The 21934-nt window shown below is 71.0% G+C and carries 21 protein-coding genes and 3 tRNA genes; 12 read left to right on the plus strand and 12 right to left on the minus strand.

The annotated features are described in order from the left end of the window. Nucleotides 1-221 precede the first annotated feature (221 nt). From ACFYWM_RS15990 to leuC, 4 genes are all read right to left on the minus strand, one after another. On the minus strand, nt 222-521 hold the full coding sequence (locus tag ACFYWM_RS15990; protein ID WP_362867883.1) for an HU family DNA-binding protein: 300 nt from the start codon (nt 519-521) through the stop codon (nt 222-224). Between the two features lie 163 nt (nt 522-684). Further along, on the minus strand, nt 685-939 hold the full coding sequence (locus tag ACFYWM_RS15995; RefSeq protein WP_362867872.1) for a hypothetical protein: 255 nt from the start codon (nt 937-939) through the stop codon (nt 685-687). Next, nucleotides 918-1505 carry a 3-isopropylmalate dehydratase small subunit gene (gene leuD, locus ACFYWM_RS16000; RefSeq protein ID WP_389914785.1) on the minus strand — a complete coding sequence of 196 codons (588 nt, stop codon included), beginning with the start codon at nt 1503-1505 and terminating at the stop codon, nt 918-920. Before leuD ends, ACFYWM_RS15995 begins: the two co-directional genes overlap by 22 nt. Nucleotides 1506-1517: 12 nt before the next feature. Continuing rightward, nucleotides 1518-2894, minus strand: coding sequence for a 3-isopropylmalate dehydratase large subunit (leuC, locus tag ACFYWM_RS16005; RefSeq protein ID WP_389914788.1), 1377 nt, complete (start codon nt 2892-2894; stop codon nt 1518-1520). A 70-nt stretch (nt 2895-2964) separates the two neighbouring features. Here leuC and ACFYWM_RS16010 point away from each other — a divergent pair, with 70 nt between their 5' ends. Together ACFYWM_RS16010 and ACFYWM_RS16015 are read left to right on the plus strand one after the other, a co-directional pair. Further along, a complete protein-coding gene (locus ACFYWM_RS16010; RefSeq protein WP_329085241.1) occupies nt 2965-3681 on the plus strand; it encodes an IclR family transcriptional regulator in 717 nt (238 codons plus the stop codon). A 177-nt stretch (nt 3682-3858) separates the two neighbouring features. Further along, nucleotides 3859-5601: a hypothetical protein gene (locus ACFYWM_RS16015; protein ID WP_389914792.1), complete on the plus strand. Its 1743-nt coding sequence runs from the start codon at nt 3859-3861 to the stop codon at nt 5599-5601. Nucleotides 5602-5665: 64 nt separating this feature from the next. Here ACFYWM_RS16015 and ACFYWM_RS16020 read toward each other — a convergent pair whose 3' ends face one another. The 4 genes from ACFYWM_RS16020 to ACFYWM_RS16035 form a co-directional block, all read right to left on the minus strand. Next, entirely contained in the window at nt 5666-6178 is a 513-nt protein-coding gene (locus ACFYWM_RS16020) for a PaaI family thioesterase (protein WP_389914794.1), read from the minus strand. Nucleotides 6179-6438: 260 nt separating this feature from the next. After that, a tRNA-Glu gene (locus ACFYWM_RS16025) sits at nt 6439-6511 on the minus strand. 13 nt (nt 6512-6524) lie between these two features. Next, nucleotides 6525-6600 (minus strand) — tRNA-Glu (locus tag ACFYWM_RS16030). A 62-nt stretch (nt 6601-6662) separates the two neighbouring features. Continuing rightward, nucleotides 6663-6734: transfer RNA gene (locus ACFYWM_RS16035), tRNA-Gln, on the minus strand. Nucleotides 6735-6909: 175 nt separating this feature from the next. Between ACFYWM_RS16035 and ACFYWM_RS16040 the strand changes: the two genes are divergently transcribed. Together ACFYWM_RS16040 and ACFYWM_RS16045 are read left to right on the plus strand one after the other, a co-directional pair. After that, the gene (locus tag ACFYWM_RS16040) at nt 6910-8892 is read left to right on the plus strand and encodes a M3 family metallopeptidase (protein WP_389914796.1); all 1983 of its coding nucleotides are present in this window, start codon (nt 6910-6912) and stop codon (nt 8890-8892) included. A gap of 269 nt (nt 8893-9161) precedes the next feature. Continuing rightward, on the plus strand, nt 9162-10892 hold the full coding sequence (locus tag ACFYWM_RS16045) for a carboxylesterase/lipase family protein (protein WP_389914799.1): 1731 nt from the start codon (nt 9162-9164) through the stop codon (nt 10890-10892). A gap of 246 nt (nt 10893-11138) precedes the next feature. Here the strand turns inward: ACFYWM_RS16045 and gltX are convergent, their stop codons facing one another. Both gltX and ACFYWM_RS16055 read right to left on the minus strand, forming a co-directional pair. Beyond that, entirely contained in the window at nt 11139-12470 is a 1332-nt protein-coding gene (gene gltX, locus ACFYWM_RS16050; RefSeq protein WP_389915205.1) for a glutamate--tRNA ligase, read from the minus strand. A gap of 28 nt (nt 12471-12498) precedes the next feature. After that, a complete protein-coding gene (locus ACFYWM_RS16055) occupies nt 12499-13275 on the minus strand; it encodes a fumarylacetoacetate hydrolase family protein (RefSeq protein WP_389914802.1) in 777 nt (258 codons plus the stop codon). A 235-nt stretch (nt 13276-13510) separates the two neighbouring features. Here ACFYWM_RS16055 and ACFYWM_RS16060 point away from each other — a divergent pair, with 235 nt between their 5' ends. The 7 genes from ACFYWM_RS16060 to ACFYWM_RS16090 all read left to right on the plus strand — a co-directional run bounded on the left by ACFYWM_RS16060 (nt 13511) and on the right by ACFYWM_RS16090 (nt 17496). Further along, nucleotides 13511-14005, plus strand: coding sequence for an Asp23/Gls24 family envelope stress response protein (locus tag ACFYWM_RS16060; protein WP_389914805.1), 495 nt, complete (start codon nt 13511-13513; stop codon nt 14003-14005). A gap of 608 nt (nt 14006-14613) precedes the next feature. Continuing rightward, on the plus strand, nt 14614-14796 hold the full coding sequence (locus ACFYWM_RS16065; RefSeq protein WP_389914808.1) for a hypothetical protein: 183 nt from the start codon (nt 14614-14616) through the stop codon (nt 14794-14796). Continuing rightward, on the plus strand, nt 14793-14981 hold the full coding sequence (locus tag ACFYWM_RS16070) for a hypothetical protein (protein WP_362693899.1): 189 nt from the start codon (nt 14793-14795) through the stop codon (nt 14979-14981). Before ACFYWM_RS16065 ends, ACFYWM_RS16070 begins: the two co-directional genes overlap by 4 nt. Continuing rightward, on the plus strand, nt 14978-15616 hold the full coding sequence (locus tag ACFYWM_RS16075; RefSeq protein ID WP_389914811.1) for an Asp23/Gls24 family envelope stress response protein: 639 nt from the start codon (nt 14978-14980) through the stop codon (nt 15614-15616). The genes ACFYWM_RS16070 and ACFYWM_RS16075 overlap by 4 nt, the downstream gene beginning before the upstream one ends. Continuing rightward, on the plus strand, nt 15616-16413 hold the full coding sequence (locus ACFYWM_RS16080; RefSeq protein WP_389914814.1) for a DUF6286 domain-containing protein: 798 nt from the start codon (nt 15616-15618) through the stop codon (nt 16411-16413). Before ACFYWM_RS16075 ends, ACFYWM_RS16080 begins: the two co-directional genes overlap by 1 nt. A gap of 5 nt (nt 16414-16418) precedes the next feature. Further along, nucleotides 16419-17003 (plus strand): hypothetical protein, encoded by a 585-nt coding sequence (locus ACFYWM_RS16085; RefSeq protein WP_389914817.1) that lies wholly within the window; start codon nt 16419-16421, stop codon nt 17001-17003. A gap of 106 nt (nt 17004-17109) precedes the next feature. Next, nucleotides 17110-17496: an antibiotic biosynthesis monooxygenase family protein gene (locus ACFYWM_RS16090; RefSeq protein WP_389915208.1), complete on the plus strand. Its 387-nt coding sequence runs from the start codon at nt 17110-17112 to the stop codon at nt 17494-17496. Nucleotides 17497-17517: 21 nt separating this feature from the next. Here the strand turns inward: ACFYWM_RS16090 and ACFYWM_RS16095 are convergent, their stop codons facing one another. Then, the gene (locus ACFYWM_RS16095; RefSeq protein WP_389914821.1) at nt 17518-18114 is read right to left on the minus strand and encodes an HD domain-containing protein; all 597 of its coding nucleotides are present in this window, start codon (nt 18112-18114) and stop codon (nt 17518-17520) included. A gap of 314 nt (nt 18115-18428) precedes the next feature. Between ACFYWM_RS16095 and ACFYWM_RS16100 the strand changes: the two genes are divergently transcribed. Then, a complete protein-coding gene (locus ACFYWM_RS16100) occupies nt 18429-20108 on the plus strand; it encodes a heparinase II/III family protein (protein WP_389914825.1) in 1680 nt (559 codons plus the stop codon). A gap of 117 nt (nt 20109-20225) precedes the next feature. Here ACFYWM_RS16100 and cimA read toward each other — a convergent pair whose 3' ends face one another. Then, nucleotides 20226-21800, minus strand: coding sequence for a citramalate synthase (gene cimA, locus ACFYWM_RS16105; RefSeq protein ID WP_389914828.1), 1575 nt, complete (start codon nt 21798-21800; stop codon nt 20226-20228). Nucleotides 21801-21934 lie beyond the last annotated feature (134 nt).

Here is a 21934-nt window from a genome sequence, read left to right on the forward strand (position 1 = left end):
GGGCGGCCCGGACGGACGGCCCCGTTCGGATGGCTCCGACGGTCCGGACAGGCGACTCCGGATAGACGGTCCGGACAGGCGGCTTCGTACGGAAGGTCCGGTGAGCGGTCCCGGCACGATCCGGGGAAATCCGCGGGCGGGTGTCCTCACCTGGCGAAGGCGCCGGAAAAGCCGGACGCCCGGCCTCCCCTCGCGGGAGTCCGGGCGCCTGTGCCCGAGGCCTACTTCTTCTTGGACGCCTTCTTCCCGCCGGTGTTGACGAGTTCCTTGAAGTCGGAGCCCGGCCGGAACTTCGGCCCCCAGCTCTCGGCGACGCGAATCTCGGCACCCGTCGAGGGGTTGCGGGCGGTGCGGGCCGGCTTGTGCACCATCTCGAAAGCGCCGAACCCCGTGATCGAGACCTTGTCGCCATTCGCGACGGCGGTCTGGATGGCGTCGAGCACCGCGTTCACGGCCTCGGTGGCCGTCTTCTTGTCGCCCACCCGATCCGCGATGGCGTCGACGAGTTCCTTTTTGTTCATAAGGTTGCTCCCCCTGCTTACCGATGTCCGGGAGTGGGTCACGAGGCAGAAAACCCGTCTCACCCGATTTGTCACGGCGAGGGGTCTCATCACAGATCTCTCATCAACGATCACGATGAGAAACCCCTTGCCCGCTTGAAATTAGGGGACGGAGCCGTATGACTCAATCACCTTCCGCAATGTTTCCAGTGCTTGGCGTATCTGAAACCACGACATCAATACTGAGAAGGAACAAATCAAGACGCCCGGCGGCGTGTTCGAGGTCGCGTTTGGCCATATCGCAGATGGCCACCAGACGCCGGGCGAGACGTTTTCTCTCCTCGGCGGGGACGGGCAGGGACCGGACGCGGCGGTGCGCCTCGCGCAACCGCCACGCCAGCTCGTGTTCTGAACTCGTCAGACGGTCGTCGGCAGCCATGGCTGCCGACCATTCTCGTATGCCCCTATGGCGTCGGCGTTGCGCAGGGTCAGCCCGATGTCGTCCAGGCCCTCCGTGAGCCGCCAGCGCGTGTAGTCGTCGATCTCGAAAGCGACGGCCTCGCCGCCCCAGCGGACCTGGCGTTCTCCCAGGTCAACGGTGATCTCCAGGGCGGGGTCGGCCTCCACCGCGCTCTGCAGGGCCTCGACGGTCTCGCCCGGCAGGACGACCGGGAGCAGTCCCATCTTGGTGGAGTTATTACGGAAGATGTCCCCGAAGCGGGCCGCGATCACGACGCGGAAGCCGTACTGCTGCAGGGCCCAGACCGCGTGCTCGCGGGAGGAGCCGGTGCCGAAGTCGGGTCCGGCGAGCAGGATCGTGGCGCCCTCGTGGGCGGGGTTGTTCAGGACGAAATCGGGGTCCTCGCGCCAGGCGGAGAACAGCCCCTTCTCGAAACCGGTCCGGCTGACCTGCTTGAGCCAGACGGCGGGGATGATCTGGTCGGTGTCGACGTTGCTGCGGCGCAACGGCACGGCCCGGCCGGTGTGGGTGACGAACGCTTCCATGGCGGGGACTCCTTACAGGTCGGCGGGCGCGGTGAGTTTGCCGGTGACGGCGGTCGCGGCGGCGACCTGCGGGGACACGAGGTGCGTACGGCCGCCCTTGCCCTGGCGTCCCTCGAAGTTGCGGTTGGAGGTCGAGGCGCTGCGCTCGCCGGGGGCGAGGGTGTCGGGGTTCATGCCCAGGCACATGGAGCAGCCGGCCTCGCGCCACTCGGCGCCCGCGTCCTTGAACACCTCGTGCAGGCCCTCCTGCTCGGCCTGGAGCTTGACCAGCATCGAGCCGGGCACGATCAGCGTGCGCGTGACGACCTGGCGCCCGCGCAGCACGTCGGCCACGGCGCGCAGGTCCTCAAGGCGCCCGTTGGTGCAGGAGCCCACGAAGACCGTGTCGACCTGGACCTCGCGGAGCGGGGTGCCCGCGGTCAGGCCCATGTACTCCAGGGCGCGGGCGGCGGCGGCCGGGTCGTCGGTGTCCTCCGGGCGCGGCACGGCCGTCCCCAGCGGGGCGCCCTGGCCGGGGTTGGTGCCCCAGGTGACGAACGGAGTCAGCGTCGAGGCGTCGATCTCCACGACCGTGTCGAAGACGGCGTCCTCGTCGGTCACCAGCGACTTCCAGTACGCGACCGCGGCGTCCCAGTCGGCGCCGGACGGCGCGTGGGGGCGGCCCTTGAGGTACTCGAAGGTGGTCTCGTCCGGGGCGATCATGCCCGCGCGGGCACCCGCCTCGATGGACATGTTGCAGATGGTCATCCGGCCCTCCATGGAGAGCTTGCGGACGGCCTCGCCCCGGTACTCGACGATGTAGCCCTGGCCGCCGCCGGTGCCGATCTTGGCGATGATCGCCAGGATCAGGTCCTTGGCCGTGACGCCGGGCGGCAGCTCGCCGGAGACCTCGATGGCCATCGTCTTCGGCCGGTAGGCGGGCAGCGTCTGGGTGGCCAGCACGTGCTCGACCTCGGAGGTGCCGATGCCGAACGCGATGCCGCCGAAGGCGCCGTGGGTGGAGGTGTGAGAATCACCACACACGATCGTCATGCCGGGCTGGGTGAGGCCGAACTGCGGGCCGATGATGTGGACCACGCCCTGCCCCGCGTCGCCCATCGGGTGGAGCCGGACGCCGAACTCCGCGCAGTTCTTGCGCAGCGTCTCGACCTGCACCCGCGACACCGGGTCGTCGATGGGACCGCGTACGGTCGGGACGTTGTGGTCCTCGGTGGCGATGGTGAGCTCGGGCCGCCGGATCGGGCGATTGGCCAGGCGCAGGCCGTCGAACGCCTGCGGGCTGGTGACCTCGTGAATGAGGTGCAGGTCGATGTAGAGCAGGTCGGGCTCTCCGTCGGCGCGTCGCACGACGTGCTGCTCCCATACCTTCTCCGCGAGTGTGCGGCCCATGTCGCCTCCTTGCGATCGGCTGTCCCACTCCCACTTGCTTTCTCATATGTCGAGACGGCAGTATCGGTGTATGGACAACTCTAGCGGAGTCGGCGTACTCGACAAGGCCGTCCTCGTGCTCAATGCCCTCGAAGCAGGTCCGGCGTCCCTCGCCCAGCTCGTCCAGGCCACCGGCCTGGCACGGCCCACCGCCCACCGGCTGGCCGTCGCGCTGGAGCATCACCGGATCGTCTCCCGCGACACACAGGGCCGGTTCGTGCTGGGCCCACGCCTGTCGGAGTTGTCCACGGCCGCCGGCGAGGACCGCCTGCTGGCCGTCGCCTCCCCGGTCCTCACCCAGCTCAGGGACCTGACCGGGGAGAGCGCCCAGCTCTACCGCCGCCAGGGCGACGAGCGGGTCTGCGTGGCCGCCGCCGAGCGCGCCAGCGGGCTGCGCGACACCGTGCCGGTCGGCTCGGCGCTGCCGATGCTCGCCGGTTCCGCGGCGCAGATCCTGCTCGCCTGGGAGGAGCCCGACCGCCTGCACCGGGGCCTGCGCGGGGCCAAGTTCACCGCCGCCACGCTGGCGAGCGTACGGCGCAGGGGCTGGGCGCACAGCGTCGGCGAGCGCGAGCAGGGCGTGGCCAGCGTCTCGGCGCCGATCAGGGGCGCGGGCGGCAAGGTGGTGGCCGCGGTGTCGGTCTCCGGCCCGATCGAGCGCCTGACCCGCACCCCCGGCCGCCTGCACGCCGCCCCCGTGGTCACCGCCGCCGAGCGGATCACCGAATCGATGCGCCGCGCCAACTGAGAGCTGACCGAGGTCCGGCCTGGGGCCACCGGGAGCGGGCCGGGGCAGGCCGGGAGCCGCTCCGGGCCCGGTCGGCGTCCGGCCGGTGGCGGGCGGACGCCACGCGCCGGTTGACACCGGCCGACCTGAGGGCGATATGGGGAGGCGAGCACCCCTGCGGCCCCCTAGGCTGGGAAGGTGACAGATCGCATCGAGGCAGCCGCGGCTGAACTGCGTCCCCTGCTCCAAGACTTCATCCTCTGGGCGCGTGAGAACGCACCCGGCAGCGATTCCAACCTGGTCGGCTCTGTCGCCCTGTGGCACCGTCTGATCGCCTCCGACGACGTCGGCCGGTGGAAGCAGTCCGACCTGCGCACGGTGCTCCTCGACCGGATGCCGCAGGTCGTCGAGGACCCCGACGCCGCCGCCGACGGCATGGTGCCCGCGATCCGCGCCTACCTGACCTTCCTGTCGGAGTCCGACCGGCTGGCCAAGGGCTCCGCCTCGCTGGGCGACCTGCTCGCCGAGCTCGACCGCCTCGAGGACGACTTCGTCGACGCCATGGAGGACCTCGTCGTCGAGGACGACGACGAGGACGAGGAGTACGACGAGGAGGAGTCCGAGGGGCTCGGCGACTTCGAGCCGTTCGCCGACGAGCTCTCCGAGCTGCCGACGATCCGGCTCCGCCCCGACAGCGAGCTGGCCGCGGCCACCCGCGGGGCGACCCTGATCGCCAAGGCCCGCGACCTCGCGGTCTGGGTCGGCTCCGAGCGCCGGGTGGGCGAGACGAGCCTGCTCGACGACACCGAGATCGTCGAGGCCCTGGGGGTCCTGGGGTTCCCGGTCCCCGAGAAGGACGGCGCGTCGCTGGCCGACTCCGTCCCCGCCCTCTGGAACATCTGGAACCTCGCGATCGACCTCGACTTCCTCCAGCCCGAGGGGGAAGACACCGTCAGCGTCGACGCCGACACCGCGGAGTGGCCCTTCGAGGAGGACGACGACGCCCTCGACGCGTGGATGGCGGGCCTGCACTCCATCGACTACGGCGACCCCGAGCTGGAGGACGAGGAGGCCACGATCGCCCTGTCCGGGCTGACCAGGGCGCTGCTGGTCCGGGTGCTGCTCGCGACGGGTTCCAAGCCGCTGGCCGAGCTCCGCGCCGAGCTGGCCGAGGCCGCCGCCGAGTACGACGACCTGGGCGCCGAGGCCTGGGCCGCCGCCACCGCGCAGTACGGCGACCCGCTCAACCCCGTGCTCGACTGGCTGGCCGGATACGGCATGGTCGAGGTGGAGCACGAGCAGGTGCGGCTCACGCCGCTCGGCATGGAGGGCGTGGTCCACCTCGTGGACGACGCCGACATCGAGCTGGACGCCCGCCCCGCCATCGACGCGATGACGGCCCTCGACCTGCTCTCGTTCGGCGCCGAGCTTCCCGAGGAGGAGGCGGACGCCGAGTTCGCGGCCTGGATGGAGCTGCGCGCCCCCGAGCAGGCCGCCAGGGACCTGCTGGAGGCCGCCGCCGAGGACGACGCGGACGCGCTGATCCGGGTCCAGGCGGCCAGCATGGTCGGCTCTCTCGGCGACGTGGCCGTGCCCGCGTGGCGGGAGGCCCTCGACGAGCCGTCCCTGCGCCCGTACGCGGCCACCCACCTGGCCCAGCTGGGCGTCGAGGACGCCCCCACGCCCACCCAGGCCGACACCCACTGGCTCATCCTCGACATGCTGACCATCTCCGCCGGTCTCGGCCGCCCGGAGTTCGTCAGCAGCCTCGACGACATCGGCAACGTGCCGAACCTGGTCAGCCTGCTCGAAGTGATCTGGAAGGTGCCGCACCCGCACCTCGAGGAGCTGCTGGAGGCGATCGGCAAGGCCCACCCCGACAAGCAGGTGGGCAAGGCCGCCAAGCGGGCCCTGTTCAAGGCCCGCTCGGGACAGAACTAGCCTTCCGGTCCCGCTCCGGAGCCCGGGCCGACCGGCTCCGGAGCGGGAAGCGGCCGGATACGGATCAGCGCATCGGGAAGACCGCGCAGGTCGTGGTGGCGTGAGCGTACAGCTTGCCGTTTTCCTCGCCCACGACCCGCGCCTCCGAGGTGGCGACGGTCCTGCCGACGTGCAGGGTCCTGGCCTCGCAGCGCAGCGGCCCGGTGCTCGCGTGGACCGGCCGGACCATGTTCACCCCGAGCTGGACGGTCGTGTACGCCGTACCGGCCGGAAGCTCCGTCATGACCGCGCACCCGAGGGCCGAGTCGAGCAGGGTGGCGAGATAGCCGCCGTGCACGCTTCCGAGCGGGTTGTAGAGGTGTTCGCCGGTCTCCCCCACGAAGACCGCCACGCCGCGCTCGACGTGGGTTATCCGGAAGCCGAGCGTGCTCGCGATCGGCGGCGGCGGGATGCGGCCGTCGACCAGCCGCTCCAGGAACTCCAGGCCCGACAGTTCCGCCACGTCGGCTGGGACCACGGGCGGCGACCACGAGTGGGTCCGCGAGGTCGTCGGCTGGGTCTGGGGCGTCGTCGACATGGGCTCCACCATCGTGAGGGGACATACCTGAGTACGGATTTCGTACTCAGCAGGGTATTGGATGGACCCGCCCGCCGGGGAGGGGGCCCGCTCCCCGAGGTCCGTCCGGGCGCGGAGCGTGACCCGCGCCGAAACGTGAGGGGGAAACATCGGGAAGGGCCGGGAACAGGCGGGAACGATCTGGAAGGGGAGCGCGGGAATTTCCCGGAACCCGGAAATGCGAAAACCCCGGAAGCGATCGCTTCCGGGGTTTCGCGATGTAGCCCCGACCGGATTCGAACCGGCGCTACCGCCTTGAGAGGGCGGCGTCCTAGGCCACTAGACGACGGAGCCTTGCGAGAGACAGTGGTAGTCCCGACCGGATTCGAACCGGCGCTACCGCCTTGAGAGGGCGGCGTCCTGGGCCACTAGACGACGGGACCCTACACACTGTCATCAGATTCGGAGGGGACCGAATCTGCGGCATCTTCCGAAGAAGATGCAGCTGGGGTACCAGGACTCGAACCTAGAACAACTGAACCAGAATCAGCCGTGTTGCCAATTACACCATACCCCACCGCGCTGGACCCCCTTGCGGGACTCGCTGGCGACTCCGAAAGAATAGCCCAGGTTGGGGGTCAAGACCAAAACGATTGCCGTAGGCCGAATCGCGGTATCACCCGGCCGCCGCCACGAAGGTCCACTGTGTAACGCTGCTGGAGAGATCCAGCCGCATGTGAGGAGTTCCCATCTTGATCGACAACCCGTTCTTCACCCCCAGCGAGCTGCCCTACGGGCTGCCGCCGTTCGCCCGGGTCAGGGAGGAGCACTACCTTCCCGCCTTCGAGCGGGGCATGGCCGACCAGCTGCGTGAGGTGCGGGAGATCACCAACGACCCGGAGCCCGCGACGTTCGCCAACACGATCGAGGCCCTGGAGCGCTCGGGACAGATTCTCAAGCGAACCGTGACCGTCTTCTCCACCATCTCCGCCTCCGACTCGACCGACGGCATCCGGGAGATCGAGACCCAGGTCTCCCCCAGGCTGACCCAGCACGCCGACTCCATCCGCCTGGACCGCGCCCTGTACGCCCGGATCAAGCAGGTGGCCACCGACGACGCCGAGGAGGCGTGGCTGCTGGAGAAGTACCGCGTCGACTTCGTCAGGGCCGGGGCCGACCTGTCGGAGACCGACCAGGAGCGTCTCAGGGGGCTCAACGAGGAGCTGAGCAGGCTCTCCACGACCTTCTCCCAGAACCTGCTGGCGGCCTCCACCGCCTCCGCGCTGGTCGTCGAGGACGTCAGGCTGCTGGACGGGCTCTCCGAGAGCACGATCAAGGCGATCGAGAAGGACGGCTCGTACGTCCTGGCGCTGTTCAACCACACCAACCAGCCCGCCCTGGCCGAGCTGACCGACCGGGAGACCCGCAGGAGGCTGTACGAGCTGTCCACGGGCCGGGCGCCGGAGAACTTCGAGCTGGCGGCCAGGATGGCGACGCTGCGCGCCGAGCGGGCGGCGCTGCTCGGCTACCCCAGCCACGCCGCCTACTCCGTCGCCGACCAGACGGCCAAGACCACCGACGCCGTCGAGGAGATGCTCGGCAAGCTGGTGGGCCCGGCGGTGGCCAACGCCCGCCGGGAGGCCGAGGCGCTGAGCGAGGAGGCCGGTTTCCCCATCGAGCCGTGGGACTGGTCCTTCTACGCGGAGCGGGTGCGCAAGGCCCGGTACGACTTCGACGGCGCCGACCTGCGCCCGTACTTCGAGCTGGGCCGGGTGCTGCGCGACGGGGTCTTCCACGCGGCGGGCGAGCTGTACGGGATCACCTTCTCCGAGCGCGACGACCTGGAGGGCTACCACCCGGACGTGCGGGTCTTCGAGGTTTTCGACGCCGACGGCTCGCCGCTCGGGCTGTTCCTGTTCGACGCGTACGCCCGGCCCTCCAAGCGTGGCGGCGCCTGGATGAACAACCTGGTCGACCAGTCGCACCTGTTCGACGAGCGGCCTGTGGTGATGAACAACCTCAACATCACCAAGCCCGCCGAGGGGCCGACTCTGCTCACCTTCGACGAGGTCAACACCGCCTTCCACGAGTTCGGCCACGCCCTGCACGGCCTGTTCTCCGACGTGCGCTTCCCCCGGGTCTCCGGCACGGCGGTGCCGCGCGACTTCGTGGAGTACCCCTCGCAGGTCAACGAGATGTGGGCCACCTGGCCGTCGATCCTCGCCAACTTCGCCAGGCACCACGAGACCGGCGAGCCCGTGCCCGCGGAGCTCCTGGAGAAGATGAGGGCCGCCGAGAAGTTCAACCAGGGCTTCGGCACCGTCGAGTACCTCGCGGCGGCGCTGCTCGACTGGTCCTGGCACAAGCTGGCGGCGGGCGAGACCGTCCAGGACGCCGAGGCGTTCGAGAACGCGGCCCTGGAGCGCGCGGGGATCGCCTTCGACCTCGTCCGCACCCGCTACCGGACCAACTACTTCGCGCACATCTTCTTCAGCGGGGTGGGCGGCTACAGCGCCGGCTACTACTCGTACATCTGGAGCGAGGTGCTCGACGCTGAGAGCGTCGACTGGTTCGAGGAGAACGGCGGGCTCGGGCGCGGGAACGGCGACCACTTCCGCTCCACCCTGCTGTCGGTGGGCGGCTCGCGGGACGTGATGGACGCCTTCCGCGACTTCCGCGGGCGCGACCCGCGCATCGAGCCCCTGCTGAAGCGCCGCGGCCTGCTGGCCCAGTAGCCCCGCGGGACGACCCGCCCGGTGATCCCGCGCGGCGCCGCGTCCGCCGGGGTTCTCCGGGGTTCGCTGGGGTTCGCCCGGGTTCTCTGGGGTTCGCCCGGGTTATCCGGAAAACTTTTCGAGGGGTCTCGGAGGGTACCCGGAAGGTCTGCGGGGGGTGTGGCCTGCCGGTGTACGCCTCGGCGCACCGCCGGGGTGTGGTTTCCCGCACCCCGGCCGGGGACGCAGAGCCAGTGCGCCCGGCTCGGCCGCAGGGCATCGTAGAGATCATGAGACGACCACGGAACACGACGGGCGCCGCGCTCGTCGCCGGTCTGGCCGGCGCCCTGCTGCTGGCGACGGCGAGCCCCGCGACGGCACAACGAGAGACGGCCCAGGCGCGGCAGGCCGCCCCCGTCGCGACCTCCCCGGCCTCCCCGACCCCCCTGACCTCTCCGGCCTCCCCCGCCTCCTCTGCCGCGGGCGACAGGGACGTGACGGTACGTACCGACGCCGGATGGGTGAAGGGCGTGCGGGCCGGCGGGAACCGGCTCTTCCACGGCATCCCGTACGCCGCGCCGCCCGTCGGGGAGCTGCGCTGGCGGTCGCCGCAGGCCGTCACCCCGTGGCAGGGAGTACGCGACGCCGGGACGCCCGGCAGCCGGTGCGCGCAGACCGCCGACAACTGGGGACTGCCGGGGAGCGAGGCGGAGGACTGCCTCTACCTCGACGTGACCACGCCCGCGCGAAGCGCGGGGAACCGCCCCAGGCCGGTCATGGTGTGGCTGCACGGCGGGGGCCTGATGAGGGGCGCGGGCAGCGACTACGACGCCCGCAGGCTCGCCGAGCGGGGCGACGTCGTGGTGGTGAAGGTCAACTACCGGCTGGGGATCTTCGGGTTCTTCGGCCACCCCGGGCTGGAGAACGCCGGGGCCTTCGGGATCGAGGACCAGCAGGCGGCGCTGCGCTGGGTGCGGCGCAACGCGGCGGCGTTCGGCGGCGACCCGCGCAACGTCACCCTGGCCGGCGAGTCCGCGGGGTCGCACTCGGTGTGCGCGCAGCTCGCCTCCCCCTCGGCGGCGGGGCTGTTCCACCGGGCGATCACCCAGAGCAGCCCGTGCGGGGCGGGGAGCTTCGAGGGCACCCCGCTGAAGCCGGTCCTGAAGGTGCCCCTGTGGCTGCCCAAGGCCTCCCACGAGGGCTACGGGCAGTATTTCGCCACCCTGGTGGGGTGCGCCGACCCGGAGACCGCGCTCGCCTGCCTGTACGGCAAGCCGGTGGCCGAACTGCTCGCCCAGGACCCCCTCCCGCTGCCGGGGTACGGCAACGCGGTGCTGCCCGAGGATCCGGCGAAGGTGCTCCAGGAGGGCCGCTTCCACCGGGTGCCGGTGCTGACGGGCATCACCCGGGACGAGGGCACCTTGTTCGCTCCGGCGCTCTTCGAGGAGCCGCTGACGGCGGAGGACTACGAACGCGAGGTCAACGACGAGTTCGGCGCCGCGGGGCCCGAGGTCCTGGCTCGGTACCCGGTGGGCACCCACGACGGCCCGCCCCTCCAGGCGGTGGCGGCCATCATGAGCGACCTGGACTGGGCCTGGGTGGCGCGCGACACCGACCTGCTGCTCGCCCGGTACGTACCGACCTACTCCTACGAGTTCACCGACCGTACGGCACCCCCGCTCTTCCCGCTGGCCCACGGGGTCAAGCCGCTCGCCGCGCACGGCTCGGAGCTGTCGTTCCTCTTCGGGGTCGGCTGGGAGTCCGCCCCGCTCACCGCCGAGCAGCGGAGGCTCGGGGACAGGATGATCGACTACTGGACCGCGTTCGCCGCCACCGGCGACCCGAACCGGCCGGGCCTGCCCGCCTGGAAGCGCGTGCGCCCCGGCGACGGCACGCCGTACGTGCAGGGGCTGGCCCCGGGGCGGGGCGGCGTCGGGCCCTTCGACCGGGCCTCGGCTCACAACCTGGCCTTCTGGGACGGGCTCGCCACGCGGGGGACGGAAGCCGCCTCCTCGTCCTGAGGCCCTCCCCGGCCCTCGGGAAGCGATGAGAGAACGCGACGGCCCGCCCCCGGCGAAGACCCGGGGGCGGGCCGTCGTGCTGGAGGCCCGTCCGGAGCCGGAGCTCCGGACGGGCCTCGTCGCCTTGTGAATTCCCGGCGAAGCGCTCGGGCAGGCGTGGTGGCCTCCCGGCGCGCGGGGGCCGGTCGCTCCTCGGCCCGCCAGCGCGAGGCCTACGCCCGGTGGCCTCCCGCGCGTGGGGGCCGGTCAGGCCTGGAGCTTGGCGAGGGCGGCGCGCAGGCGCTCGACGGAGCGCTCGCGGCCGAGGACCTCGATCGACTCGAACAGCGGCAGGCCCACGGTCCGGCCGGTGACGGCCACGCGCACGGGGGCCTGGGCCTTGCCGAGCTTGAGGCCCTGCTCGACGCCGACCTCCTCCAGCGCGGTCTTCAGCGACTCGGGGTCCATGTCGACCGTCTCCAGGCGGGCGAGGTAGCCGCTGAGGATCTCCGCCGCGGAGTTCTTCATCGCCTTGTCCCAGGACGCCTGGTCGAAGACGGGCTCGTCCAGGAAGAGGAAGTCGACGTTCGCCGTGATCTCGGACAGGACCGCGATGCGGGTCTGGGCGAGCTCGGCGACCCTGGCGAAGGTCGCGCGGTCCCAGCCGGGCTCCAGCCACGGCTCGCAGCGGGCGACGAACTCCTCCAGGGGCAGCGCCCTGATGTACTCGCCGTTGAACGCGCGGAGCTTCTTCTCGTCGAAGAACGCCGAGGAGGGGTTGACGTTCTCCAGCTTGAACAGCGGCACCATCTCCGACCAGGGCATGATCTCCCGGTCGTCGCCGGGACCCCAGCCGAGCAGCATCAGGTAGTTGACCATCGCCTCGGCCAGGTAGCCCTCCTCGCGGTAGGACTCCAGGGCGACCTTGTCGCGGCGCTTGGACAGCTTCTGGCGCTTCTCGTTGACGATCACCGGCACGTGCGCCCAGGTGGGCGGGGTGAGGCCGAGCGCCTCCCAGAGCAGCTGCTGCTTGGGCGTGTTGGACAGGTGCTCCTCGGCCCTGACCACGTGGCTGATCCGCATCTCGACGTCGTCGACGACGTTGGCCAGCACGAACAGCGGGGAGCCGTCGCCGCGCGCGACGACGAAGTCCTCCATCGCGTTGTTGGGGAACTCGACGACGCCGCGGACCAGGTCCTGGACCACGGTGACGCCCTCGTCCGGGGTGCGGAAGCGGACCGCGCCCTCGGTCAGGCCGCGGTCGCGGCAGAAGCCGTCGTAGCCCTGGTGCTCGGAGCCGGTGCGCGCCTTGACCTCGTCGCGGGTGCACGTGCAGTAGTAGGCCCGGCCGCCGGCGACGAGCCCGGCCACGGCCTCGCGGTGCTGCTTCTCGTACGACGACTGGAAGTGGGGGCCCTCGAAGAGCGGGCTGTCGCCGTTGATGCCGATCCAGGCGAGCGCCGAGAGGATGCCGTCGGTCCATTCCGGCCGGTTGCGCGCGGCGTCGGTGTCCTCGATGCGCAGCACGAACCTTCCGCCGGCCTGCTCGGCCAGGGCCCAGTTGAACAGCGCGGAGCGGGCGCCGCCGACGTGGAACATGCCGGTCGGCGAGGGGGCGAAACGAACCCTAATCACGGGAGACCACCCGGTTGCTGAGAGTGCCGATTCCTTCGATGAAGACGCTGACCTCATCGCCGATGGTAAGCGGGCCGACCCCTTCGGGGGTCCCGGTGAGGATGACGTCACCGGGGATCAGGGTCATGACCGCGCTCACGTGGGCGATCAGCGCGGGGATGTCGTACATGAGCTTGGAGGTGCGCGAGTCCTGCTTGACCTCGCCGTTTACCGACGTGACGATGCCGACGTCGCCCGGGTCGAGCTCGGTCTGGATCCACGGGCCGAGCGGGCAGAAGGTGTCGAAGCCCTTGGCCCGGGTGAACTGGACGTCCTTCTTCTGCAGGTCCCGTGCCGTGACGTCGTTGGCGCAGGTGTAGCCGAAGATGACCTCGTGGGCCCGCTCGCGGGGCACCTCTCGGCAGAGCCTGCCGATCACCACCGCCAGCTCCCCCTCGAAGTCGACCCGCTGGGAGAGCGTCGTCGGGTAGGCGATGGCCTCGCCCGAGCCGATCACCGAGGTCGACGGCTTGAGGAAGACCAGCGGCTCGTCGGGGACCTCACCGCCCATCTCCTTCGCGTGGTCGGCGTAGTTCTTGCCGATCGCGACGACCTTGCTGGGCAGCATGGGCGCGACCAGCCTGACCTGGGAGAGCGAGAACCGCTCGCCGGTGAACTGGATCGGCCCGAACGGATGTCCGGAGATCCCGGAGATGAACTCCTCCCCCGGGCCTCCCTCGACCACCCCGAACCCGACACCGTCTCCTGTGGAGAACCTCGCTATACGCACATGACAAGGCTAGTCGCGCTCGGGGTCCCGCCGGACCGTGCCCGCGTCTCCTCACTCCACCGCTCGGAGCTATCGCACCATATATAGCCAAAAATGTCGGTAAATCCGTTTTTATCGATAGCGCCATGTTTGCTTCAAGAAAAGCTATGTCCTGATTTAGAGGCATATGGGGGGTATGACCGCCTCAGAAGCATCGGGGAGGCCAGAAGGCCTTTCTGCGGGGGAAGGAACGGACGTGACTGAAGCCAGCACGGTGAACAGGCCCCAGGGCGACGAGGCCACGGTGCCCCGGGCACGCACCGACAGTCCCGGCTCCCAGAGTGGCCTGATCACTCCCAAGGGGACCACCACCATCGACAGCGGGGTCGTATCGAAGATCGCGGGCCTCGCGGCCAGGGAGATCCCTGGCGTATACAACATGGGCGCGGGCGCGGCACGCGCTCTCGGCGCGGTACGCGGCATGGTGGGCGCCGACAAGAGCGCCACCCAGGGGGTCTCGGTCGAGGTGGGCGAGCGGCAGGCCGCCGCCGACCTGGAAGTGATCGTCGAGTACGGGATCGCCATCCCCGACCTGGCCGCCGCCGTACGCCGCAACGTGATCACGGCCGTCGAGCGCATGACCGGGCTGGAGGTCACCGAGGTCAACATCAAGGTCTCCGACGTCCACATGCCCGGCCAGGACAGGGACAGGTCGGAGGAGTCGTCCGAGTCGGGGCCTCGCGTCCAGTGAAGGGCCCGGCAGGCGGTGCGGCGGGAGCGGGCCGCGAACCGAGAGACCCGGCCCGCGAGACCGTGACGCCCCCGGCACCGGCCGCGACGCCCCCGGCACCGGGAGAGTCCGGCGGACGTGGGCCTGGAGAGTCCGGCGGACGTGGGCCGGAGGAACCCGCGAGGAGGGCCGTCCCGACACCGGCGACGGCCATACCCGCGCACCGGCCGGACGATCCGTCCCGCAGACCGGCCGCCGTACCCCGGCAGAAGGCCGCGCCCGCACCGGCGGGCACCGCCCGCGGACCGGCCGGTCAGAGCCGGGAGGCGAGCCGCGGGCAGGGTGGCCAGGGTGGGCAGGGGAGCGGACAGGGAACGGGCCGTGGCCGGGAAGCGGGCCGTGGCGGGGAGACCGGGGAGACAGCGGGACCACCGCGCGAGCCGGGGGACCCGGCCCGGGGGGCGGCAACCGCGACCCGGACGGCGCCGGGACCCGCACGCGAGACGGCCGTCGTCACCCGCGGACCGGAGGACCCGGCCCTCGGACAGGCCGGCCTCGCGCACAGGATCGCCGACGCCGTACTGCGCTGCCCCGACGTCGCGGACCTGTCGGGCGGGCCGTTCGGGACCGTGGCGACCTACCTGCCCGGCGAGCGGTTGCCCGGTGTCGCGCTGCGCGAGGACGAGGTGGAGGTCTCGATCGTCGTCAGGCTGGGACGGCCGCTACCGGAGATCGCCGACGAAGTGCGAGCGGCGGTCGTCCCGATGGTGGGTGACCGGCCGGTGAACGTCCATATCGGAGGTTTGACATGAGTAATTTCCCAGTGTGGTCCGTGGTCGGCACGATCGTCGGTGTCCTTCTGGGCTTCGCGGCTGCCTTCGGCGGCCTCGGCGCGTTCCTGCTGGTGCTCGTACTGGGCGCCGTCGGATTCCTGCTCGGCCGCTTCGCGGAGACCGGAGAGGTCGACCTGTCCCGGCTGGCGGCGAAACGCCGATGAACACTCCCGTCGAGCACCGTCCCGCGTCCTCCGGGGCGACCGGGGATCCGGACCCTCCGCCCTCGCGGCAGGCGGGTTCCCTTCCCGCGGAAACCGGGCGATCCACGCGGTCCGCCGTCCCCGCCCAGCCGTCACGGCAGGCCGTACCGGCCGAACGACGTGGCAGGACCGACATATCCGACCGGGTGGTGTCGCGCATCGCGGCCCGCGCGGCCGGGGAGGTGGCACGGGTACGGGAGGTCGGCGAGCGGGGGCCGCTGTCCTTTCGCGGTGGCACCCGCGCCACCCTCGACGGTGAGCTCGCGACACTCCGGCTGGACGTGACGGTGGAGTACCCGACCCCGATCCGCGAGGTGGCCGAGGAGGTCAGGCGGCACGTCGCCGAACGGGTCATGGTCCTCACCGGCCTGGACGTCGGCCACATCGACGTCCTCGTCACCAACGTGACCCCCGCCGACGACGATCACGGCGGTCACGGGGCCTCGCGGGCCGGGGACGTCGTGCCGGCCGGAGGAGAACTCGCGGGCGGCGCCGGACGGACCGGCGCGGGTGCCCGGGACCGGGCCGCGACGCCCGTCGACGACCCCGCCGACAATCCCACCGAGGACATCGTCCCGCTACGTGAGGAGCGATGATGGCCAGGCAGGTACCCGACCCGGCGGAACCGGTCCCCAGCCCGGAACCGACCGGCGAGACGACGAACGCGCCCCGCGCGCAACCGCCGGAACCGGCCGCGCCACCGGCGTACGGCACGACGGAACCGGCTCCTGCGTACAGCGCACCGGCCCCTGCGTACGGCACGGCGGAGCCCTCTCCGTCGGCGTACGGAACGGCCGGCCCATCCTCCCCGCCGCCGATGTACGGCACGGTGGCGAAGGACGCCTCCGCGGACCGCGCGGCGGTGAGGGCGTTCCGCCCGCGCCGGGTGCTCCCCTCGGTGATCACGGCCGTCCTGATGACCCTGCTCGGCCTCCTCGTCGCGCTGGAGGTCATCTCCGCGCTGCTGGGCCGCCCGCTCCGCCTGGTGCCGTACGACCGGATCCTGTCCTGGGCCACGTCGACGCCGTGGAACGACCCGCGGGTGATGGCGGGCGCGGGCCTGGTCGGCCTGCTGGGCCTGCTGCTGGTGCTGCTCTCGCTCGTTCCCGGCCGGCCCACGCTGATCCCGGTGAGGACGGGCGACAGGGACCTGGCCATCGGCATGCAGCGCCGGGGCTTCACCCGGTCGCTGGCCCACGCGGCCGAGCAGGTGCAGGGCGTCGAGCATGCCCGGGTGCGGCTGCGCGGCAAGGCCGTGCACGTCGCGGCCGACAGCGGCATGCGCGACGTCCGCGGGCTGGCCGACGCCGTACGGGAGGCCGTGAACCTGCGGATCACCGCCCTCTCCCCCGTCGGGAAGTACCCCGTCAGCGTGTCCCTGCGAGAGAAGTGAGTGCCATGGACGACAAGACCGCCCGGGGCAACCGGCTGGGGTTGCTGATCGTGGGACTGGCGCTGATGGTCCTCAGCGCCCTGGCCCTCGCGCGCGGCGCGGGGGCGTTCCGGCAGCAGGCGCCCGCGCGCAGCCCTCTCGTGGACGGCACGGTACGCCAGCCGTTCGCCACCTACGACCCGTGGCTGTGGTGGGTGATCGCGGCGGCGGGCATCGTGCTCGCGCTGTTCGGCCTGCGCTGGCTGCTGGCCCAGGGACGCCGCGGCAAGCTGGGCGGCATGCGCCTGGACAGCGGCCCCGACGGGGTCACCGAGGTCGACACCGGCAGCGTCACCAACGCGGCGGCCGCCGAGGCGGGCACGCACCCCGCGATCATCAACGCCACCGCCGACATGATCGGCACGAGCCGGCACCCGGCCGTGCGGATGAAGGTCGTGGTCGCCGAGGACGCGCCGATGAGCGCGGTCCGCGAACAACTGGGCGGGGTGGTCATCCCGCACATGCGCCAGGCCCTGGAGACCGAACGCATACCCGCCGTCGCCCGGGTGAGCCTGGAGGACGCGCCACGCCGCCCGAGGACCGTCGCCTGACCCGCGTGACGGAGCGCCGATCATAGAGTGATCAGGGAAACCAACGCTTCGAGGAGACGATGTGCCTTCGGTCGTGAAGATAAACGCGCTGACGGTGTCCAAGGAGATGCGCGAGCAGCTGGAAAGCCGCTTCTCCAGTCGTGCGGGGATCGTCGAGTCCGCGGACGGGTTCGAGTGGTTCGAACTGCTCCGCCCCGTGGACGGCACCGACCGGTACCTGGTCTACACCCGCTGGCGCTCGGAGGAGGACTTCAGGCGCTGGACCGAGAGCCAGGCCTTCCAGCGGGGCCACGCCCAGGCCGCCGCCGAGGCCGGCCGGGGACCGGGACACGACAACCCCCACAGCGCGGCCCAGGGCCACGGGCACGGCCAGGGCGGCCCCGCTCAGGGCCCCGCCCAGGGACACGGCCACGGGCAGGGGCCCGCCGCCACCGGGGCCGAGCTGTGGTCCTTCGAGGTCGTCCAGAGCACCGGCCCCGCACCGGGAGCCTGACCCGCGAGAGGCCAGGGCCCCTCAGCGGTCCAGGGGGTTGGCGGCGATGCGCTCGGCGGCCCCCGCGCGGACGAAGCGCGCGGCTATGCTGTCCGGCTTGCGTTCGGCCTGGTCGACGAAGCACGCGGTGAACTCCGGGCCGATCCCCAGGCGGGGGTAGTGACGCAACACCTCGGCGCGGAGTTCCGCCGGGAAGTCCTCCGGCCGCCGCCCGGAGATGTCGAGCGCGGTGGACAGTTCGAGGAGGAACCCCTCGGGGTCCTCCTCGGGGTCGACCCTGTCCCACATGTGGCGTACGACGATCTCCGACGCGCGCACGCGGCGCTCGACCGGCCATCCGGCCCCGGCGGCGAAGACCCACGCGACGTGGCCGCCCGCCTCCTCGAACGGCACGGTGTGGCTGTCGAACTCCTTGACCAGGCCGATGTCGTGCATCATCGACGCGACGTACAGCAGCTCGTCGTCGAAGGCGACTCCGTTCATCGCGCCGTAGGCCGCCGCGAACAGGTAGGCGCGGACGGAGTGGTTGAGCAGGGCGGGCGAGCAGTATGCGGTCGCCACCTCCAGCGCGCCTCGGGCGGCCGGTGTGTCAGGGATGACGATGTCGGCGAATCTCATGCCGTCCAGCCTGCCGAAGCGCGACGGCGCCCGCGAGTGTCAGGAGGGACATCCGTCGACGAAATCCCGCCACGGGCGGGATAGACGAGCACCCGCAGGCGTACGGGAGGGACGGAAAGCTGCGAGAACGGTGTGCGTCCCGAGAACAGCGCGAGCAGCGCGAACGCCGTGAACGCCGTGAACGCTGTGAGCAAACTGGGAGACCCGCATCTAGTTGCTAACGATGTTTCAGAAGAGACCATCCCAGCTTGACCGGTTTGTTGGGATTCGGACAGCATGATCCGCCCCCCTCGTTCGGCCCGGAAGGAACTGGCGTGCGCCGCCGCACAAAAGCACTCGCTCTCTCCCTCATCCTCCTGATGACCTGCGGCGTCACGGTCGGTACGGCGGAGGCGAGGGAGGCGAGACGTACCGCCGAGTGCCAGGGCGACTGGCTGCCCGCCACGCCGACGGCGACGGACATCATGAACGGCCAGGTCGACTTCCTCGACCTCGCCCCGGTGAAGGTCGGCAAGGACGTCGACTGGCGCACCGACCCCTACCGGAACCGTTCGTGGAGCATGGTCTTCCACTCGCTGCGCTGGATGGGCCGTCTCGTCGCCGACTACGAGACGAACGGCAACGAGGCGTACCTGGCGAGGGCCGTCGAGATCGCGAAGGACTGGGTGGCCGACAACCCCCGCGGTGGCGCCAGGACCAGCCCGTACGCCTGGCAGGAGCACCCGATCGCGCTGCGCGCCCCCGCGCTGGTCTGCCTCAGCAAGCACGTCAGCGGCTCGTGGCTCTCCGGCAGCCTGGCCGAGCACGCGAAGATGCTCTCCGACCCGAGGCTGTACGAGAAGGGCCACAACCACGGCATCGACCAGGACATCGCGCTGCTCGGCATCGGCTGCCGCTACGGCCGCGACCAGTGGTCCAGCCTCGCGATCAGGCGGCTCACCGAGACCGTGAGGCTCGACGTCGACTCCCAGGGCGCGCTGCGCGAGCAGGCACCGCGCTACGCGCTCTACGTCTACGAGCGGCTGAAGGTCGCGATGGACAACATCAGGGCGTGCAAGCGGAAGGTGCCCGGCGACATCTCCCGGCGGTGGGAGTCGCTGGAGGGCTTCATCTCCCACTCCACCCAGCCCGACGGGTTCATGGTCCCCATCGGCGACGGCGGCGCGGACGTGCGCCCGGTCGGCTACGACCACCCGAAGAAGACCGTACGGGTGTTCGGCGGCGGCTACGTCTACGGGCGCACCGCCTGGGACAAGCCCGAGTCGGCGTTCTACTCCATCCGCTTCGGGCCCGGCATGAAGTATCACGGCCACGAGGACCACCTGGGCGTGACCTACTACGCCCAGGGCCGTGACGTCCTGGTCGACTCCGGCTTCGACTCGTACGAGAACAGCGCCTACCGCGACTGGACGATGTCCCCCGAGGCGCACAACACGTCGATGGTGGCCGGGAGGAAGTTCCGCGGCAAGACCGCCACCGCGCTGAGCAGGTCCTCGATCGGGCAGGACCGGCAGAGCTACCGGCTGACCGACAGGGCCTACGGCACGCCCAGGACCCGCTCGGTGCTCGTCAACCACCGCCAGGACGTGATGGCCGTGCTGGACACGGTCCCCAAGGGCTCCAAGGTACGCAACGTCTGGCACTTCTCCCGCGACCTGTCCACCGTCTCCAGCGGTGGCGGCCAGGTCGTGGTGAAGGACAAGGCGGGCTGGAAGGCGACGCTCGTCCAGGTCTCGATGCCCTCCTGCCGGCCGGTCGCCGGGCTGAAGGTGGTCCGGGGCCAGAAGAACCCGTACCAGGGCTGGGTCTCCTCCGCCTACCTGCAGAGACACCCCGCCCCCGCGGTCGTCGCCCCCGCCTCGGGCGCCTCCGTGCTGACCGTGGTGGTGCCCGGCAGCGGGAAGCCGTCGCTCTCCTGCTCCGGCGGCAAGGTCAGCCTGGAGACCTCCGAGGGCCCGGTGAGCTTCCGCGTCGGCGGCGCCGACCTCTCCTGACGGGTCTCTCCGGCCGTTTCCCGCTGCTTTCCGGCTGGGAAACGGCCGGTGACCTGACCACGGGCCGGGGCAGGCGCGTCAGGCCCGCGTACAGGAGTACAGGAGACCGCAGGCGCGTCAGGCGGTGTGGCCCGCGCGCAGGAGGCCGTAGGTGACGGCCTGCTCCAGCGCCTGCCAGGAGGCCTCGATGATGTTCTCGTCGACGCCGACCGTGGACCACTCCCCGGCCGCGTCGCTGGAGGTGATCAGTACGCGCGTGACGGCGTCGGTGCCGTGCGTACCCTCCAGGATGCGCACCTTGTAGTCGATCAGCTCGACCGCCGCCAGCTCGGGGTAGAGCCGCTCCAGCCCCAGCCGCACGGCCCGGTCGAGGGCGTTGACCGGGCCGTTGCCCTCGCCGGTGGCGACGATCCGCTCCCCCTTGGCGTGCAGCTTCACGGTGGCCTCGCTGACGACCTCGCCGCCCCGGGCCTGCTCGACGATCACCCTCCAGGACTCGACCTGGAAGTGACGCCTGCGCTCGCCCGCGACCGTGTCGCGGAGCAGGAGTTCGAAGGAGGCGTCGGCGGCCTCGAAGGTGTAGCCCTTCGACTCCATCTCCTTGACCCGGTTCACCAGCTCCCGCGAGGTGTCGGAGGCCAGCTCGTAGCCCAGCTCGCGGCCCTTGAGCTCCACCGAGGCGCGTCCGGCCATGTCGGAGACGAGCATCCGCATGTCGTTGCCGACCTCGGCGGGGTCGATGTGCTGGTAGAGGTTGGGGTCGACCTTGATCGCGCTGGCGTGCAGCCCGGCCTTGTGCGCGAAGGCGGAGACGCCCACGTAGGGGGCGTGGGAGTTGGGGGTGACGTTGGTGACCTCGGTGATCGCGTGGGCGATCCTGGTCATGTCGGCCAGCGCCTCCCTCGGTACGAGGTCGAACCCCCGCTTGAGCTGCAGGTTGGCCACCACGGTGAACAGGTTGGCGTTGCCCGAGCGCTCGCCGTAGCCGTTGGCGCAGCCCTGCACGTGGGTGGCCCCGGCCTTCACCGCGGCGAGGGAGTTGGCGACCGCGCAGCCGGTGTCGTCGTGGCAGTGGATGCCGATCCTGGCCGACGTCCCGACGGCCGCGTGCACGACCTCGGCCAGCTCGTCGGGGAGCATGCCCCCGTTGGTGTCGCACAGCGCGATGACCGAGGCTCCCGCCTCGGCGGCGGTGCGCAGCACCTCCAGCGCGTAATCGGGGTTGGACTTGTAGCCGTCGAAGAAGTGCTCGGCGTCGAGGAAGACCCTCTGGCCCTCCGCACGAAGGTGGGAGACCGTGTCGCGGATCATCGCGAGGTTCTCCTGGAGGGTCGTGCGGAGGGCCAGCTCCACGTGCCGGTCGTGACTCTTGGCGACAAGGGTCACGACCGGCGCTCCGGATTCGCGCAGTGCGGCCACCAACGGGTCGTCGGCTGCCTTCGCACCTGCCCGGCGGGTCGCGCCGAACGCGGCGAGCTGCGCGTGCTTCAGGTCGAGCTCTGTTTGGGCGCGCCTGAAGAATTCCGTGTCCTTGGGGTTGGCGCCGGGCCAGCCTCCCTCGATGAAGCCGACGCCCAGACCGTCCAGGTGACGCGCGATGGTCAGCTTGTCGGCCACCGTGAGGTTGAGCCCCTCCTGCTGGGCACCGTCACGCAGAGTCGTGTCGTACACGTGGAAGCGATCGTCGGCCATGTCGTTCGTTCTCCTTCGCGGGTTCGATGATTCGCCGCGCGCTCATCCGGCTTCTGGAAACAAAAATGACCCCTCACGGACGTGAGAGGTCTGCGCGCTGGCGGTGTCCCTTTTCAGCCAGCGCGCCTGCCGAT

The sequence above is a fragment of the Streptosporangium sp. NPDC002721 genome, from assembly GCF_042888905.1.
In the GTDB taxonomy this organism is placed as follows: domain Bacteria; phylum Actinomycetota; class Actinomycetes; order Streptosporangiales; family Streptosporangiaceae; genus Streptosporangium.

Coding starts and splice junctions, on each gene's coding strand:
- ACFYWM_RS15990 (WP_362867883.1), bottom strand. CDS start 521: ATGAACAAAAAGGAACTCGTCGACGCCATCGCGGATCGGGTGGGCGAC.
- ACFYWM_RS15995 (WP_362867872.1), bottom strand. CDS start 939: ATGGCTGCCGACGACCGTCTGACGAGTTCAGAACACGAGCTGGCGTGG.
- leuD (WP_389914785.1), bottom strand. CDS start 1,505: ATGGAAGCGTTCGTCACCCACACCGGCCGGGCCGTGCCGTTGCGCCGC.
- leuC (WP_389914788.1), bottom strand. CDS start 2,894: ATGGGCCGCACACTCGCGGAGAAGGTATGGGAGCAGCACGTCGTGCGA.
- ACFYWM_RS16010 (WP_329085241.1), top strand. CDS start 2,965: ATGGACAACTCTAGCGGAGTCGGCGTACTCGACAAGGCCGTCCTCGTG.
- ACFYWM_RS16020 (WP_389914794.1), bottom strand. CDS start 6,178: ATGTCGACGACGCCCCAGACCCAGCCGACGACCTCGCGGACCCACTCG.
- ACFYWM_RS16045 (WP_389914799.1), top strand. CDS start 9,162: ATGAGACGACCACGGAACACGACGGGCGCCGCGCTCGTCGCCGGTCTG.
- gltX (WP_389915205.1), bottom strand. CDS start 12,470: ATGTTCCACGTCGGCGGCGCCCGCTCCGCGCTGTTCAACTGGGCCCTG.
- ACFYWM_RS16070 (WP_362693899.1), top strand. CDS start 14,793: ATGAGTAATTTCCCAGTGTGGTCCGTGGTCGGCACGATCGTCGGTGTC.
- ACFYWM_RS16075 (WP_389914811.1), top strand. CDS start 14,978: ATGAACACTCCCGTCGAGCACCGTCCCGCGTCCTCCGGGGCGACCGGG.
- ACFYWM_RS16080 (WP_389914814.1), top strand. CDS start 15,616: ATGGCCAGGCAGGTACCCGACCCGGCGGAACCGGTCCCCAGCCCGGAA.
- ACFYWM_RS16085 (WP_389914817.1), top strand. CDS start 16,419: ATGGACGACAAGACCGCCCGGGGCAACCGGCTGGGGTTGCTGATCGTG.
- ACFYWM_RS16090 (WP_389915208.1), top strand. CDS start 17,110: ATGCGCGAGCAGCTGGAAAGCCGCTTCTCCAGTCGTGCGGGGATCGTC.
- ACFYWM_RS16095 (WP_389914821.1), bottom strand. CDS start 18,114: ATGAGATTCGCCGACATCGTCATCCCTGACACACCGGCCGCCCGAGGC.
- cimA (WP_389914828.1), bottom strand. CDS start 21,800: ATGGCCGACGATCGCTTCCACGTGTACGACACGACTCTGCGTGACGGT.